Genomic DNA, 15,471 nt, shown 5'->3' with positions numbered 1-15,471 from the left:
CAGTGACGGGCGACACGGACGTGCCGCCCCACCGCTCAGAAGACCACCGAAATCACGGCAGTACCACCTATCCAGAAAACTGATACCAGGTACGTGGACTATCGGGACCAAGTAGCGCTACGCGCCAATCGTCGTCAACGACAGCCCCAGTTCTTTGAGCAGCAGGATGCGTTGGAGGCGCACCAGAGCCGCTTCGTCGTAGCAGCGGTAGCCGTTGGCGGCGATGTACGTCGGCGGCAGCAGACCGATCGCGTCGTAATGACGCAGAGTCCTGCTCGTCGTTCCCGTCAGCCGTGCTGTTTCCTGAATGGACCAGTCCATGCCTGACAGCCTAGAAGTTGACGCGACGTCAAGGTCAAGCCAGAACTGAGACGACTGTGCCCGCCCCGGGATCGTCCGGGGCGGGCACGAGGGGCGCCGGTGCTCCGGTGGGCCTCAGGCGGCACTCCGGATCGCATCGAGTGCGGTGAACAGGTCGCGTGCGAGGTCATCGACATGTTCGAGCCCGACCGACAGCCGTACCAGTCCGTCGCCGGGCTTCGCGGTGGCCGCGACGGGGCGGTGCGTCAGTGAGGCCGGGTGCTGGATGAGTGTGTCGGCACCGCCGAGTGAGACGGCATGGACGATGAGGTCGCAGTGTTCGACCAGGGTTCGGGCGGCCTCGAAGCCCCCAGCGAGTTCGAGTGCGATCATCGCGCCGCCGCCGTCCATCTGCCGGCCGACGAGTCCGCGCGGGTCGCCCCCGGATAGGCCGGGATAGTGGACGCGGGCGATTTCCGGACGCGACTGCAGGCGGCGGGCGAGCTCTCCGGCCGTGTCCTGGGCCGCATGCATCCGCACCGACAGCGTGCGCAGTCCGCGATGGAGGAGATAGGCACCCATCGGATGCAGCAGGGCGCCGGTGATCGCGCGGACCTGGCGCAGCCGGGTGGCCCATTCGGAGTTCGCGGCGATGATTCCGCCCATCGCATCACCGTGGCCGCCGAGGTACTTCGTGGCGCTGTGGAGCACGAGGGCGGCACCGTGGTCGACGGGCCTCTGCAGCACCGGGGTGCAGAAGGTGTTGTCGACGAGGACGGGTACCCCACCGGCTGCTGTCACGACGGCCCCGATGTCGACGAGGTCGAGGCTCGGGTTGGCCGGGGTCTCGACGATGACGAGCCCGGTGTCCTCACGGATGGCCTCGGCGATTCCGTCTTCCTCGGCCCAGGTCACCGATGTTCCGAGCAGGCCGGATTCGAGGATGTGGTCGCTGCCGCCGTAGAGCGGGCGGACGGCCACGATGTGAGGGGTGCCGGCCTGGACCGCGGCGAGGAGGGCCGCGGTGAGTGCGGCCATGCCTGTGGCGAAGGCAACGGCCTCCTCGGTGTTCTCCAGGTCTGCCAGTGCTGTTTCGAAGCGTGCCACGCCGGGCTGCCACAGCCGCTGGTACACGGCCGAGTCGCCGGCGCCCGGCCGGTGCCCTGACGCGAGGTTCTCATATGAGTCCCCTCCGGTCCGGACGTCATTGACCGGGTTGGTGGTGGACAGGTCGATGGCAGGAACATGGACGCCGGCCTCCGCCAGACCCTCCATTCCGCCATGGACCATTCGGGTCTCCGGATGCATTGAGGTCATACTCGCATTCAATATGGTTCTCCTATTGCGCGCAAGGAATTCTCAAGAGACTTCGATGATCGGCGTCAGTGATGGAAATCCTGCGAGAATCTCTGGAAGAATGTGACTCATGTCGCAGAATGTCTCACTCGATGTCACCGACCACCGCCTCCTGCGGGCGCTCAACGCCGATGCGCGCGCCTCGGGCGCCGCCTTGGCCGCGGAAGTCGGCATCTCCGAGTCGACGGTGTCTCTGCGACTCAAGCGCCTCAAGTCCCTCGGCGTGATCCGCGGCTTCCGGCTCGATGTCGATCCCGGTGCCCTCGGTGTCAGCCTGCACGCTCTCGTCTCGATCCGACTGGCCAAGCACGACCGGGCCGATATCGACGCCTTCACGGCCGCAGCGCTGAAGTTCCCCGGGGTGGTGCGGATGTACCACATGGCTGGGGCGGATGACTATCTGCTGCACATCGTCGCCGCCGACACCGAGGCGGTGCAGTCGTTCGTCCTCGACTACCTCACCCGGTATCCAGCGGTAGCGCATACACGCACGAACCTCATCTATCGGGTCGAGGAGGGCTCGGCGTGGATGCCTGAGGACATCTGAGTCGCGTCATGTCGGCATCGGCGATGCCCACGAGGGGAGGCTCAGGGCCGGGCGGAGATCGTCAGGCCCTGCTTGCGCTGGTGGACGGAGAAGTACTTGAGCCCGTTCTCGGCGTCGGCGGTGAACCGGCGACGTGAGAGGCGCGGCAGCCATACGATCTGGCCAGGTGACAGGTCGATCGTGCCGGTTTCGGTCTCGAGCGTTCCGGCGCCGTCGAGAATATGGATGAGGACGTCGAGGTTCGGTCCGGTGTGCTCGCGGATCTCTCCGCCCGGGGCGAGGGCGATGACATTCGCGTCGAGATCACGCTGCTGAGTCGGCAGCTGCCAGACCGAACCGGACTCTGCCTCGGTGCCGGCCACCTCGGCGACGTCGAGGACGACCCGCGGAGTCGGAGTCGCCGCCTGCTTGACGATGCGCACCCGCACGGCGTCCTCGCTGCTCTCCAGCGGCTCCCATCCGACGGCATCGGCGAACTCGCGGACCATCTCTACGCGCAGGCCCTCGGGGACGTGATCATTGACGAGGATCAGCCCAGCACCGACGTCGAGCTTCTCGTAGGCGTCGATGATGAGTGGGTGGCGTTCGGGCTTGGGGATGGTGCGAACGTCGATGACGGCTTCTTCGGACACGAAAGCTCCTCTGGTTTGTTCTGAATATCTCTTGGATAAACTATCATCATGGACACTCGACTGGGACCACGCGGCGATTCCCTCGGCCGGCCGGATTCGACGGCTGCGCGAGGGGGTCGGCGCGCCGAAATCCTTCGACAGCTGCGAGGACGATCCAGTGCCACAGCGGTCGAACTCGCCGAGAGTCTCGGAGTTCACCCGAACACGGTCCGCTTTCACCTCGGAGTCCTCGAACGCGACGGTGACGTCGTTCGTCACACGCGGCCCGCTCATGGGCCCGGACGGCCCGAGGTCCGATACTTCCTCACGCCGGCCACGGACTCCGGGCCGCACCGAGCCGATCTGCTCGCTCGTATCCTTCTTTCGCGCGTCGCGTCCGCGCCCGATCCCGCGGGCGAGGCCGAGGAGGCGGGGTATCAGTGGGGGAGCGGTGCAGCCGCAGGCGCGGGCAGTCGGGCCGACTCCGCCGTCGACGGACTCATCGACACGCTGGATGCGGCCGGGTTCGCGCCGGCCCGCCTCGACGGGAATCAGATCGACCTCCACAACTGTCCGCTGCGCGAGTTCCTCGGCACGCACGGGAGCCTGGTGTGTGCGATCCACCGCGGAATGATGACCGGCTTCCTCGAAGCCGCACAGTCATCGAATGCCGTCGAATCGCTCGAGCCCTTCGCCACCCCGACCAGCTGCCGCGCCCGTCTGCGCAGACGCTGATCTGGACCCTGGACCACGAGCACCACTCACCAATGTGAAAGGAACCGCACCACCATGACCGAGAAGCTCACGTCCGAGAATCTTGCCGAACTCAGCCGCGAACTGCTCAGCAGAGCTCGCCGCGCCGGCAGCGGTCGAGCAGCCAAAGGAATATTCACCGGCACCTATCTGCGGCAGGTGCTGCTCGCCCTCACTGCCGGCTCCGAACTCGCCGAGCACGATTCCCCGCCCGAAGCGACATTGCAGGTTCTCGAGGGTTCTGTGCGTCTGACGACGACGGACGAGTCATGGGAGTTGTCGACCGGAGATCACATCGCCATCCCAGCCGAGAGGCACGCGGTCACCGCGCTCGAGGACGCCGCCTTCATTCTCACCATCAGAATGGACATCAGCTGAAGTGAGGATGTGACTCAAGGATTCCGATCGTGAGCTGCTCCAGTGGCTGTCGACGAGTCCTCAGCCCGCAGACGGGCGCGACACTGTCGATTCCTCCAGGGGGTGCGAAATTCGGCTTGGTCTATGCCGGTTATTGTCTCGGTGCCAATCCGAAGCCCCGTAGGATGAACATGAGACGTTGAGGGCTCGGGGGGCGCCGGGGGAGTGGATCGACGTGCGCCGATGGTGTCTGGGTAAGTGTTTGTGCTGGTGGGCCCAGAGGGACTCGAACCCCCGACCCTCTCGGTGTAAACGAGATGCTCTAGCCAACTGAGCTATAGGCCCCACTGCGTCATCGGAGACTCCGAGAACGCCTGATCAGTATGCCACACCCGTGGGGCTCCGACGAATCGCAACCGCGGCTCATCAGGGGCGCGGTCGTCTCGGCAGCAGGATCGGCATTCAGGGACGTGGTGGCGAACCTTGAAGGATCTGAGCGACATTCGCCGCGAAATTCTCTGCCACGTCGGCAGGGTCGATATCGAACAGTGCGCGACTCTGTTCGACGGCCACTGCACCCAGAGTCAGGGTCAGGACCCCTTGGGAGACGTCGGGTCCCAGCCGCTGGGCGTTGAGCGCCTGCGGAGCGACATCCTCGGCGGCGATCGAATAGCCGAGCAGGACGATCTCGGCACCGTCGCGATACTTCAGCAGGATCTCGCGCATGGACAGTGCCGCGGCCAGAGGGTCGGCCGTGACAGGGCAACGGGCATCGACCTCGGCTTTGAGGCTCTTCGAGATGAGGACGAGAAGAGACTGTTTGTCCTTGACGTGCCAGTAGAGAGCAGAGGGCTGAACCCCGAGTTCACGGGCCAGTCGGCGCATGGACAGGTCGCCGAGACCGTAGCGCGAAAGGATGTCCAAAGCGGTGTGCGTGATGCTTTCGGCGGTCAGTGCCAATGAGACATACCTTTCATTCTTCGTCTGGGGCTCGTCCCGATTTTTCAGATCGCGTTCCCCTCGCTATAGTAGTTCCTGGTCACGGGATATAGCGCAGCTTGGTAGCGCGCCTCGTTCGGGACGAGGAGGTCGTGGGTTCGAATCCCGCTATCCCGACCACGGGAAAGTGCCGCAGCATCGCTCAGGCGAGGTTGCGGCACTTTCTGCATCTCCAGCTCGACACAGTGCCGCAGGTCGTCTCCGGCAGCCGGAAGTGGTGATCATCACTTTTCGTACCAGCCATCGGGTTGCGAACCGATGGCTGGTACGAAACCTGATGGCGGAGTGCACGAAAAGCGGCTCGAGGGCCTCTACTCCCGCTCATCGCTCGCCTCCACGCCCGACGATGGAGCAGCTCCCGAACTCGGATCCGAGCCCGCTGACGAACCGTCCCCCGAGCTTGGGTCCGAGTCCGCTGATGGTTGCGCGCTCGGTTCGGCCTCGGCGAAGGTCTCGACGAGGGCATCGGGATCCGTTCCGCGCCACCGGGCGATCGCCTTCATCACCTGGTAGACGATGATCGCCGAGGCGGAGCCCAGTGCGATTCCTTCGAACTGGAGACCGCCGGGAGTCCAGGTGAAATTCGCAATCGCGACGATGAGGGACACCGCGGCGGTGTTGAGATTGATCGGATTGGCGAAGTCGACCCTGTTCTCCACCCAGATCCGCACACCGAGCATGCCGATCATCCCGTAGAGGACGGTTGCCGCACCGCCGAGGACGCCCGGGGGAATGGTGGCGATGATCTCGCCGAATTTCGGCAGCAGGCTGAGGATGAGTGCGATGACCGCAGCGCACAGGTAGGCCGCGGTGGAGAAGATGCGAGTAGCGGCCATGACGCCGATATTCTCCGCATAGGTCGTCGTTCCCGAACCGCCTCCGGAGCCGGCGAGGATCGTGGAGAATCCGTCGGCGAAGAGTGTGCGTCCCGTCAGCTTGTCCAGATCTCGTCCCGTCATGGCCGCCACCGACTTCACGTGCCCGATGTTCTCGGCGATGAGAACGAGGACGACGGGCAGGAAGAGGCCGAGGTATCCGAGATCGAATGCCGGAGCATGGAACGCGGGCAGTCCGACCCAGTCGGCCTGGTCGACGGTCGTGAAGTCGATCTCGCCCTGCAGCCACGCCGCCGCGTAGCCGATGAGCACCCCGATGAGGATCGACAGTCGCCCGAACATGCCCCGGTACGCCACGGTGACCAGCAGAATGGCCACGATGGTGATGACTGCTGTCAGAGGTGCCTCCTGCACCCAATCCCACGCGGCCGGTGCGAGGTTGAGCCCGATGAGGGCGACGATGGCACCGGTCACGACAGGTGGCATCGTCAGTTCGATCCACCGCACCCCGACGAAATGGACGACGAGCCCGACGAGCGCCAAGGTGACTCCCACAGAGATGATTCCTCCCTGCGCCAAGGCCATGGCGTGCGGTTCGAGGTCCTCGCCGGCGGTCGCCGAGAACCCGGTGACCGCACCGATCGGTGCCAGCAGGCCGAACGAGGACCCGAGGTAGGACGGCATCATCCCCTTGGTGATGAGCAGGAAGAGCAGGGTGCCGATCGCGGTGAAGAACAGAGTCGTCGACGGCGGGAAGCCGGTGAGCAGCGGGACGAGGAACGTCGCACCGAACATCGCGACGACATGCTGGGCACCGACGCTGATCGTCCGCGGCCAGCTCAGACGCTCTTCGGGCAGCACACGCTCTCCCGGGCGGATGGTCCGCCCGTCGCCGTGCAGCCGCCAACCGCGCTGTCTTCCGGGCTGCTGCCGAGTGCCCGTCTGCTCCGAGTCCGTCATTGCGCTCCTTGTTCCGTATTCATCGCCGAGTCCGGGAGGTGGCCTCAGCCGCCGGAAGAATTCTATGCGCTCACTGACAATTGGGGTGTCCGGGCGCCGGGGGTGAGTGGCCGGAGACGTGGCAGGAAGGGCATCTCTGCTATCGTATTGAACACTGTTCAGGACTGTTGACCTGGGCAGATTTCAAACCAGGATTTCTTCCAGTCAGGCAAAGGACCATTCGATGATGACCATGACTCCCCACCGACTTGCCGATTCCATTCTGGACGGAGGACAGATCACCGAGTCTGAAGCACTCGCCCTCCTGGCCACGCCCGATGCAGACCTCCTCGAACTCGTATCCGCCGGATCCCGGCTGCGCCGCCGGTACTTCGCGATGACGATCAAGCTCAACTACCTCGTCAATCTCAAATCGGGGATGTGCCCGGAGTCCTGCGCGTACTGCTCGCAGTCGCTGGGATCGACGGCCGAGATCCTCAAATACTCGTGGCTGAGCACCGAGGAGGCGATGGACCAGGCGAACATGGGAATCGGCGGGGGAGCCGCACGTGTCTGTCTCGTCGCCAGCGGTCGCGGGCCCAGCCGCCGCGATGTCGGCCGCGTCGGCGAGATCGTCGAACGGCTCAAGGGCGAGAACCCCGACGTCGAGGTCTGCGCGTGTCTGGGCATCCTTCGCGAAGGGCAGGCCGAGGCACTGAGAGATGCCGGTGCCGATGCCTACAACCACAACATCAACACAGCCGAGTCCTTCCACGACAACATCGTCAAGACCCACACCTACGAAGACCGGACGAACACCGTCGAGCTCGCCAAATCCGCCGGACTCTCGCCGTGCAGCGGACTCATCGTCGGCCTCGGCGAGAGCGACGAACAGATCATCGAAGCTCTCTTCGCGTTGAAGAACCTCGATTCCGATTCCATTCCGATCAACTTCCTCGTGCCTTTCGACGGCACCCCGCTCGAAGGCCAATGGAACCTCACCCCGACACAGTGCATGAAGATCGTCGCAACGGCACGCTTCGTCTGCCCCGATCGCGAGATCCGTCTCGCCGGCGGGCGCGAGATCCACCTCAAATCTCTCCAGCCGATGGCACTGCACCTGGCGAACTCGATCTTCCTCGGCGACTATCTCACCGCCGAGGGGCAGGCCGCCGCCGACGACCTCGCGATGATCCGTGACAACGGCTTCACGGTCCTCGGCCAGGACGACACCGCGGACCAGCAGGGCGATGCAGGCACGGACATCGCCGCGGGTGCCGATCGCAGCGATCCAGTCATCCGCAGGCGCGGGGCCGGCACGGCTCAGGGTGCGAACGTCTGAGGATCGTCCCTCTTTTCCGAGGCCGAATCCGTCTGCGTCGAATCGGAGCCGTGTGGGCTCGACCGGCAGACGTCCTCAGACGTCGCGCAGGCTGCGCTTGAGGATCTTGCCGGCAGAGTTCTTCGGAAGTTCGGCCACGAATTCCACTCGTTTGGGCACCTTGAAGCCCGCCAGACGGTTCTTGACGTGGGCGATGACCTCGTCAGCGCTCAGTTCCGGCTGTCCCGATCTGAGGACGACGAAGGCCGTGATCGCTTCGATCCACTTCTCATCGGCGACGCCGACCACTGCCACCTCGGCGACCGGAGCCAGCTCGAAGATCGCGTCTTCGACCTGCCGGCTGGCGACAAGGACTCCGCCGGTGTTGATGACGTCCTTGACACGGTCGACGACTTCGATGAAGCCCTCCTCATCGACCTTGACGAGGTCGCCGGAGTGGAACCAGCCATCGTCGAATGCCTCGGCGGTGGCGTCGGGACGATTCCAATAGCCTTCGCACAGCTGCGGTGAGCGGTAGAGGACCTCGCCTTCAGTGCCCGGGGCGACGTTGTTGCCGGCCGAGTCGACGACGCGGGTCTCGACGAACATGACGGGGCGTCCGGCGGAGCCCGGATGATCGTCGTGCTCCTCCGGGCGCAGCACCGTGCACAGGGGGCCGAGCTCGGACTGCCCGAAGCAGTTGTAGAACCCGAGTTCAGGCAAGCGTGCCCGGAGTCGGTCGAGGATTGGTCCGGGCATGATCGAGGCGCCGTAGTAGGCCTTGCGGAGGCTGTCGAGATTGCGGGTCTCGAGCTCGGGACTGTTCGCCAGTGCCACCCAGACCGTGGGCGCGGCAAAGAATGTGCTGATCTCGCGTTCTTCGAAGATCGCCAGCAGCTCATCGGGAACCGGTGCGGGGACGATGATGTTGTGGGCGCCGACGGACAGCAGCGGGATGAGGAAGACGTGCATCTGCGCGGAGTGGTAGAGCGGGAGCGCATGGACGCAGCGATCATCCGCGGTGAAGTCGAGCGACAGCAGCGCCGAGAGGTATTCGTGGATCAGTGCGCGGTGTGTCATGACTGCTCCCTTCGGCGCCGAGGTGGTGCCGGAGGTGTAGAGCAGCTGTGCGACATCGGCATCGGTGACCGAGAACTCACCTGCGCCGACCGGGGCGATGTCACCTGCGGTGGCGACAGGCACGAGAGTCGAGAAGTCGATGACCTGAGCGCTCCCACCCGTCGGAGTGGCCGTGACGGTGTCGAGCAGGTCGCCGTCGGCGAAGACGATCTTCGCTCCGGCGTTGTCGAGGATGTAGTCGAGCTCGTCGTTCTTCAGCTGATAGTTCACCGGCACGTGGATGGCACCCTTGCGGGCACAGGCGAGGTAGAGGAAGACGTAGAGATCCGAGTTCTTGCCATAGGCGGCCACTCGGTCGCCCTTCGTCACGCCCAGGCGCACAAGCTCCCGGGCGACGGCCGTGACAGCTTCGTCGAGCTGAGCGTATGTCCACCTCCGATCCGAGAATTCGATCGCCGTGGCCGCGGAGAAGCGGCCGGCGCTGCGACGGATGAGATCGGAGATCGTCGAAGTGTTGCTGGAGGTCGGAGAGGCGGCTGCGGTATCTGAAACTGACATGGTTCCAATATATGGGCGAATTCGACGATGTGTGAAGTTGATCTCATTGCCGGGCCCCCAGCTCGGAAGGTTCCCGCTCGGGGAATGTAATAGTGTGGAGCCATGAGACATCCGAAGGTGAGTGACTGCGTCGACGTCTTCGATGCGCTGTGGCCGCCGGCCCTGGCCGAGTCCTGGGATTCGGTGGGCCTGGCGGTCGGGGATCCCGACTCCGAGGTGCGTTCGATCCTCCTGGCGCTCGACCCGATGGACGCGGTCATCGCCGAGGCTGTGGTGCTCGGAGCCGATCTCGTGTTCAACCACCACCCGCTCATGCTCAAACCGGTGAAATCTGTGAACGCCGCCACGCTCAAGGGCGGGGCCGTGCACACGCTCATCAGCAACGACATCGCACTGTTCAATGCGCACACGAATGCCGATTCCGCTCGCGGCGGTGTCTCCGATGTCCTCATCTCTCTGCTCGGCATCACCGACGCCGAACCCCTGACACCGCACACCGCTGGGATCGCCGCCTCCGCCGAGCCTGAGCTTCCTGCTACGGGCATCGGACGTGTCGGTGACCTGCCTCAGCCGACCCCGGTGAGAGAGCTTGCCAGACGTCTGGCAGCGCAGCTTCCGCGCACCACCACAGGAGTGCGCATCGCCGGAGATCCCGCTGCGACAGTGACTCGAGTCGCCGTCTGCGGGGGTGCCGGAGATTCCCTCTTCGACGAGGTTCGCGCCCATGGCGCCGAGGTCTACGTCACCGCTGACCTGCGCCACCACCCGGCAACCGAAGCGCTCGACACCTCAAACCGGCGCGAAGGCGGACTCGAAATCATCGACGTCTCCCACTGGGCGTCCGAGACCGTCTGGCTCAACGCCGCGGCCGAAGCACTCGAAGCGGAGTTCGCCGCCCGTGGCTTCACCGTCTCCCTGCAGCATTCGGCCGTCAACACCGACCCCTGGGTCGAACGCTACTGACGAGGAGACACTTGATGCTCATCACCGATGCTCAGCGCGCCGCGCTGACGACCCTCATCGAACTCACTGCCCAGGGCCGCGCCCTGCGCTACGAACATGAGAACCCGAAACGAGCCGGGGAACTGCAGGAGCTCGTGCGCAAGCACAAGGAACTCGGCGATGAGCGGGCCCAAGCGAACGAAGTCGTCGAAACCCACCGTGCTGCGATCGCCGAGACGAATGCGCTCATCGAGGCCCAGCGGGCGAAGATCGAGAAGAAGAGCGTCGAACTCAACGACGGCACAGGACTGACCAGCCGGGACCTGGTGAATCTGCAGGACGAGATCGCCGGGCATGAACAGCGCGTGGGCGAACTCGAGGAGTCCGAACTCGAGGAGATGGAACGGCTCGAAGCCGCCGAGGCGGGACTCGCCGCCATCGATGACAGGCTTGCCGAGGTCACGGCGGCCGGACGCGAAGTGCAGACGGCCGTCAAGAATCGGCAGGCCGAGCTGAGCGAACTTCTCACAGTCAATGAAGCGGAATCCGAACAGCCTCGACGTGAGCTTCCGCAGCAGGTGGTGACGGCCTTCGAGGCGAATGTGCGCCAGGGCGGCCCCGGAGCCGCACTGCTCACGGGGCCGAACTGTCAGGCCTGCGGGCAGGAGATCGGTGGAGCCGCGTGGAACGCGATGCTCGGCGCCGATGTGAACGAAACCTACGCATGCGAGGAGTGCGAAGCGGTGCTGCTGCGGCGCAGCTGACCGCTGCCGCGCCATTGCACACGGCCCCGGGGCTGCACGCTCAGAGCGATTCAGTCACGCAGAACGATTGTCAGAGCCGCGGGCTTCGACGCAGTGTGCGCAGTGAACTCGACCTCGTAGAACTCTTCGGCACGGGCCACCAGCTCCTCGATCGTCTGCGGCAGCGGGCGCTCGTCGGCGAGGAGACGGCCGGCGAACTGCCCGCGATAGAACTTCGCCCAGTGGGAGACGACACGACGTCTGCCGTCGCTGTCGGTCACCGCCCCCATGAGCACGACCCGGTCATGGGGCCCGGGCCACGCGGCCCGATAATCGCTCGAACGGCAGTCGAGGGCCACCTCGTCGGGTTCGAGGGCACAGGACTTCGCAAGGATCGGCTTCCAGTACGAGGTCAGCCGACCCAGCGTTCCCAGCTCGGTCTTCATCGCCAGCCGGTAGGCCGGGATGACATCGAGGCCGTGAACCCGGCCGAAGAGGGCGGAGAAGACCTGGACGTGGCGCAGACGTTCACGCAGGGTCTCGTCGTCCTCGGCCGCGGCCACCAACTCGTCCGAGCCCATCGCCTCATAGAGGACACCAGAGTAGGTGAGCAGGGCCGGGGCACACGGGATCGAGTCGAGAACCGTATTGCGTTCGACATCTGCGGCCAGGGATCTGCCGACGCCGAGGCGCTCGAGTGCATCCCGGCTCTTCGACGTCTTCTGCAGCGCGGAGAGCACGCGCTTGCGCTTGCTGGTGAGGTCCGGAGCCGAGAGACCGTCGAGGTCGAGAGTCGGTCCGGAGGCGGCCGGCGTCTTGCCCTCGGAGGGCGGCAGGAGGATCTTCACCCTTCCATCGTAGGAGCACCAGCGGACACGATCGCAGGCGGTATCGGATGAGCTTCGTCACGTTCGCCTCGACCCGGGGGAGGTGGGAGAGACGCTGTGCGACGGAGTCCGTCGAAGACGCTAGACTGGGTTGCTTGAGGACAGGTCACCAGACGGCCGCGGCTCTCGTCAGAGGGCTGAGGAACGTCCGGGCTCCCCAGAGCAGGGATGGTGGGTAACACCCACCCGGGGCAACCCGCGGGCCAGTGCAACAGAAAGCAGACCGCCCAGTTCCGACTGGGTAAGGGTGAAACGGTGGTGTAAGAGACCACCAGAGTGTCGGGTGACCGACGCTGCTGGGTAAACCCCATCCGGAGCAAGATCAGACAGACAGCGTTCGAGGCGGCTCGCCGAGCTGTCGGGTGGATTGCTTGAGGCCGGTGGCAACATCGGTCCCAGACAGATGGCCGTCAGGCGAGAAGGGTGACCGACTCGTCGACAGAACCCGGCGTATCGGTGGCCTGTCCTCATCACATCTTTTCGGACCGAACGCGCTTGACCTTCGCCTGCCCGCCGTTGACGGCGATCATCGCCGCACCGACGATTCCGGCGTTGTTGAACAGCTTCGCTGGTTTGAGTTTGGCGCGAGTGGAGATGAGCGGCAGGAACTGCGCATGCGACTTCGACACCCCACCGCCGACGATGATGACGTCCGGTGCCACAAACAGCTCGACGAGCGAGTAGTACTGCTGCAGGCGTGCCGCCCACTCCGAATAGGACAGCCCCAGGCGGGTCTTGACCGACTCGGCCGCCTGCGTCTCCGCATCCGCACCATTCATCTCGATATGACCGAGCTCCGTATACGGCACGAGCCGTCCCTGTGTGAACAGTGCGGTGCCGATGCCCGTGCCCAGGGTGGTCAGGAGCACGGTCTTCTTCCGGTGGCTGCGCCCGGCGCCGAAGATCATCTCGGCCAGTCCGGCCGCATCGGCATCGTTGAGGAAGTACACAGTCCTGCCAGTGCGGTCGCCGATGACCGCGTCGATGTGCGAACCGATCCAACTCTGATCGAGGTTCGCGGTGTATTCGACGCGACCGCGCCGGATCACGCCGGGGAAGCCGCAGCCCACGGGCAGAGAGTCGAGTTCTGCCCGATCGGTGACGAGTTCGAGATCGAGGGCCTGCTGAGTGAGGTCCTCGAGCAGCACGGCGATCGTCTCAGCCACTGCGGTCGGGGTGCCCGGCTTCGGGGTGAGCACCCGCAGTCGTTTGAACGGCAGTCTTCCGGTCGTGGTGTCGACGAGTGCCGCTTTGATCCCGGTCCCGCCGATGTCGATGCCGATTGCGAACCTGTGGGCCGCCTCGGTGCTCATCTCAGTTTCCACCGTTCACCGGTCCCGCAGCGATCGCCGTGTCGGCATCCGGCAGGGTGAGGATGTCCGCGCCGGTCTCGGTGACGACAAGGGTGTGTTCGAACTGGGCCGAACGCCTCCGATCCTTCGTCACCACGGTCCAGGCATCGTCCCACACATCCCAGTCGATCGTGCCGAGGTTGAGCATCGGCTCGATGGTGAAGATCATTCCCGGTTCGATCGTCTCCGCGTGCGCGGGCGCGGCATCGTAGTGGGGGACGATGAGTCCGGAGTGGAATTCGCGGCCCACGCCGTGGCCGCTGTAGTCACGGACGACGCCGTAGTCGAACCGCTTCGCGTACTTCTCGATGACGCGACCGATGATGTTGATCTCGCGTCCGGGCCTGACCGCCTTGATGCCGCGCATCATCGCCTCATAGGTGCGTTCGACGAGCAGCCGAGACTCCTCGTCGGCCTGCCCGGCGGTGAACGTGTAGTTCGTGTCGCCGTGCATCCCCTGATAGTAGGCGGTGATGTCGACATTGACGATGTCACCGTCTTCGATGACCGTCGAATCGGGAATGCCGTGACAGATCACCTCATTGACCGAGGTGCACACGGACTTCGGGAATCCGCGATAGCCCAGGGTCGAGGGGTACGCGCCGTGATCGCACATGTACTCGTGGGCGACGGCGTCGATGTCGTCGGTCGTGATGCCGGGGACGATCATCTCTCCGACGACGGCCAGAGCATTGGCAGCGATCCGTCCCGCTGCTCGGACGGTCTCGATCTCTTCTGCGGAGTAGAAGTTGTTCCCGCGCCCTTCGTTCGCGTCGGCGCGTCCGACGTATTCGGGGCGGGCGATGGTCTTCGGCACTGTCCGTTCGGGAGAGATGGTGCCGGGGGTCAGGAGGCGCGTGTGAGCAGTCATGATGCCTTCGATTCTATGGTGGTTGTCCGACTTTGTCCCACTTCGCGGGCGCCTGTCGCTGCTTCGGGCAGGCCGCGGGCACGACTAGAATCGAAACAGGGGAGGCGTTCGGAACGGACTCGCCCGCGTCGAATGACTCCGGTCCCGACCATCTGGGCGTGACCGCGGGCCGCCGGCGAGAACAGACGGCGCGAACAGAGGGAGGCAGAGTGAGCGAGGAGACGACGGCCGGGAACCATGAGTTCTCCGGCCTCGGCGAAGTCGTGAGCCTGACGAGCGCGCCTCAGCAGATCGCCGACCACATCCTCTCCGGAATCGCGGTCGGGGCTCTGCCGGAAGGCACCCTTCTGCCGGGAGAGCGGACCCTGGCCTCCGATCTGCAGGTGTCCCGGTCGAGCGTGCGTGCGGCGCTGCTGCGCCTCGAGCGCCTCGGTGTCGTCGAACGTCGCCGAGGACGCGGGGGAGGGACCTTCGTCAAGAACGCCCGCCCAGAAGCGCTGGCGCCCATGGCCGGTCGTATCGATGAGTTCCACGCCGAGCGGCGCAATCTGCTCGATGCCCGCGCCGTGTTTCAGAATTCCCTTGCCGCGACGGCGGCCCGTCGCCGCACCGAGACCGAGCTTGCCGAACTGCACGAATTGGCTCAGATCTATTCCCAACGCGCCGAGGCAGCCGCCGCCCGAACCGCGGACGCGCAGTTCCATTTCGCGATCGCCCGCGCCGGCCACAACCCTGAACTCGTGCGGATGGCCATCGACATCGATACGAAGATCAACGCGGGATTCCGCCACGACCCGTTCTCTGCCGAGCTCTTCGACCACGCCGTGGCCGACCACGCCGCGATCGTCGAGGCGATCGCCGAGGGGGATGCGCAGAAAGCCGGTCAGCTCTGTGAGGACCATTTCCGCTACACCACCATCGTCTCCCGCGACTGAGCCGCCCGGGAGACCCGTCAGGCCGGGGGCCTCATGCCCGGATTGTTCTGAAGTCGACTGCCGAAGGCCGGCACTCCCGGATGG

15 protein-coding genes, 2 tRNA genes, 1 other RNA gene and 1 pseudogene are annotated in these 15,471 nt (G+C 65.1%); 9 read left to right on the top strand and 10 right to left on the bottom strand.

Features of this window, described 5'->3' with window-relative positions:
- Nucleotides 1-135 precede the first annotated feature (135 nt).
- A pseudogene (locus tag EB836_RS16630) lies at nt 136-321 on the bottom strand (MerR family transcriptional regulator); the annotation flags it as partial.
- A gap of 114 nt (nt 322-435) precedes the next feature.
- Nucleotides 436-1,617 (bottom strand): PLP-dependent aspartate aminotransferase family protein, encoded by a 1,182-nt coding sequence (locus tag EB836_RS16625; protein WP_135542404.1) that lies wholly within the window; start codon nt 1,615-1,617, stop codon nt 436-438.
- 109 nt (nt 1,618-1,726) lie between these two features.
- Between EB836_RS16625 and EB836_RS16620 the strand changes: the two genes are divergently transcribed.
- A complete protein-coding gene (locus tag EB836_RS16620; RefSeq protein WP_135542403.1) occupies nt 1,727-2,203 on the top strand; it encodes an Lrp/AsnC family transcriptional regulator in 477 nt (158 codons plus the stop codon).
- 41 nt (nt 2,204-2,244) lie between these two features.
- On the opposite strand, the gene EB836_RS16615 is transcribed toward EB836_RS16620, so the two are convergent.
- On the bottom strand, nt 2,245-2,835 hold the full coding sequence (locus tag EB836_RS16615; RefSeq protein WP_135542401.1) for a DUF2249 domain-containing protein: 591 nt from the start codon (nt 2,833-2,835) through the stop codon (nt 2,245-2,247).
- Between the two features lie 48 nt (nt 2,836-2,883).
- Between EB836_RS16615 and EB836_RS16610 the strand changes: the two genes are divergently transcribed.
- Both EB836_RS16610 and EB836_RS16605 read left to right on the top strand, forming a co-directional pair.
- Nucleotides 2,884-3,549, top strand: a complete 666-nt coding sequence (locus tag EB836_RS16610) for a helix-turn-helix domain-containing protein (protein WP_135542399.1) — start codon at nt 2,884-2,886, stop codon at nt 3,547-3,549.
- A gap of 54 nt (nt 3,550-3,603) precedes the next feature.
- Nucleotides 3,604-3,945, top strand: a complete 342-nt coding sequence (locus EB836_RS16605) for a cupin domain-containing protein (protein ID WP_135542397.1) — start codon at nt 3,604-3,606, stop codon at nt 3,943-3,945.
- A 247-nt stretch (nt 3,946-4,192) separates the two neighbouring features.
- Here the strand turns inward: EB836_RS16605 and EB836_RS16600 are convergent.
- Nucleotides 4,193-4,269 (bottom strand) — tRNA-Val (locus EB836_RS16600).
- A gap of 117 nt (nt 4,270-4,386) precedes the next feature.
- Nucleotides 4,387-4,884 (bottom strand): TetR family transcriptional regulator, encoded by a 498-nt coding sequence (locus EB836_RS16595; protein WP_135542395.1) that lies wholly within the window; start codon nt 4,882-4,884, stop codon nt 4,387-4,389.
- 82 nt (nt 4,885-4,966) lie between these two features.
- Between EB836_RS16595 and EB836_RS16590 the strand changes: the two genes are divergently transcribed.
- Nucleotides 4,967-5,043 (top strand) — tRNA-Pro (locus EB836_RS16590).
- A 191-nt stretch (nt 5,044-5,234) separates the two neighbouring features.
- On the opposite strand, the gene EB836_RS16585 is transcribed toward EB836_RS16590, so the two are convergent.
- Nucleotides 5,235-6,719 carry a solute carrier family 23 protein gene (locus EB836_RS16585; protein ID WP_135542393.1) on the bottom strand — a complete coding sequence of 495 codons (1,485 nt, stop codon included), beginning with the start codon at nt 6,717-6,719 and terminating at the stop codon, nt 5,235-5,237.
- Between the two features lie 226 nt (nt 6,720-6,945).
- Here EB836_RS16585 and bioB point away from each other — a divergent pair, with 226 nt between their 5' ends.
- Nucleotides 6,946-8,040 carry a biotin synthase BioB gene (bioB, locus tag EB836_RS16580; protein ID WP_205683401.1) on the top strand — a complete coding sequence of 365 codons (1,095 nt, stop codon included), beginning with the start codon at nt 6,946-6,948 and terminating at the stop codon, nt 8,038-8,040.
- A gap of 75 nt (nt 8,041-8,115) precedes the next feature.
- Here the strand turns inward: bioB and EB836_RS16575 are convergent, their stop codons facing one another.
- A complete protein-coding gene (locus tag EB836_RS16575; protein WP_135542390.1) occupies nt 8,116-9,657 on the bottom strand; it encodes a fatty acyl-CoA synthetase in 1,542 nt (513 codons plus the stop codon).
- Nucleotides 9,658-9,759: 102 nt separating this feature from the next.
- On the opposite strand from EB836_RS16575, the gene EB836_RS16570 reads away from it, so the two are divergent.
- A complete protein-coding gene (locus EB836_RS16570) occupies nt 9,760-10,620 on the top strand; it encodes a Nif3-like dinuclear metal center hexameric protein (protein ID WP_135542388.1) in 861 nt (286 codons plus the stop codon).
- A 14-nt stretch (nt 10,621-10,634) separates the two neighbouring features.
- Entirely contained in the window at nt 10,635-11,363 is a 729-nt protein-coding gene (locus EB836_RS16565) for a hypothetical protein (RefSeq protein ID WP_135542386.1), read from the top strand.
- A gap of 50 nt (nt 11,364-11,413) precedes the next feature.
- Here EB836_RS16565 and yaaA read toward each other — a convergent pair whose 3' ends face one another.
- Nucleotides 11,414-12,190, bottom strand: coding sequence for a peroxide stress protein YaaA (gene yaaA / locus EB836_RS16560; protein ID WP_135542384.1), 777 nt, complete (start codon nt 12,188-12,190; stop codon nt 11,414-11,416).
- A 140-nt stretch (nt 12,191-12,330) separates the two neighbouring features.
- On the opposite strand from yaaA, the gene rnpB reads away from it, so the two are divergent.
- Nucleotides 12,331-12,698: RNase P RNA component class A (gene rnpB / locus EB836_RS16555), an RNA gene on the top strand.
- Nucleotide 12,699: 1 nt separating this feature from the next.
- On the opposite strand, the gene ppgK is transcribed toward rnpB, so the two are convergent.
- Both ppgK and map read right to left on the bottom strand, forming a co-directional pair.
- A complete protein-coding gene (gene ppgK / locus EB836_RS16550; protein ID WP_135542382.1) occupies nt 12,700-13,542 on the bottom strand; it encodes a polyphosphate--glucose phosphotransferase in 843 nt (280 codons plus the stop codon).
- A gap of 1 nt (nt 13,543) precedes the next feature.
- Nucleotides 13,544-14,452 (bottom strand): type I methionyl aminopeptidase, encoded by a 909-nt coding sequence (gene map / locus EB836_RS16545; RefSeq protein ID WP_135542380.1) that lies wholly within the window; start codon nt 14,450-14,452, stop codon nt 13,544-13,546.
- Between the two features lie 209 nt (nt 14,453-14,661).
- Between map and EB836_RS16540 the strand changes: the two genes are divergently transcribed.
- Nucleotides 14,662-15,387 carry an FCD domain-containing protein gene (locus EB836_RS16540; RefSeq protein WP_135542379.1) on the top strand — a complete coding sequence of 242 codons (726 nt, stop codon included), beginning with the start codon at nt 14,662-14,664 and terminating at the stop codon, nt 15,385-15,387.
- Nucleotides 15,388-15,471: the final 84 nt, after the last annotated feature.

Source organism: Brevibacterium sp. S111 (assembly GCF_004745075.1).
In the GTDB taxonomy this organism is placed as follows: domain Bacteria; phylum Actinomycetota; class Actinomycetes; order Actinomycetales; family Brevibacteriaceae; genus Brevibacterium.
This window is presented reverse-complemented; position numbering and strand designations above follow the sequence as displayed.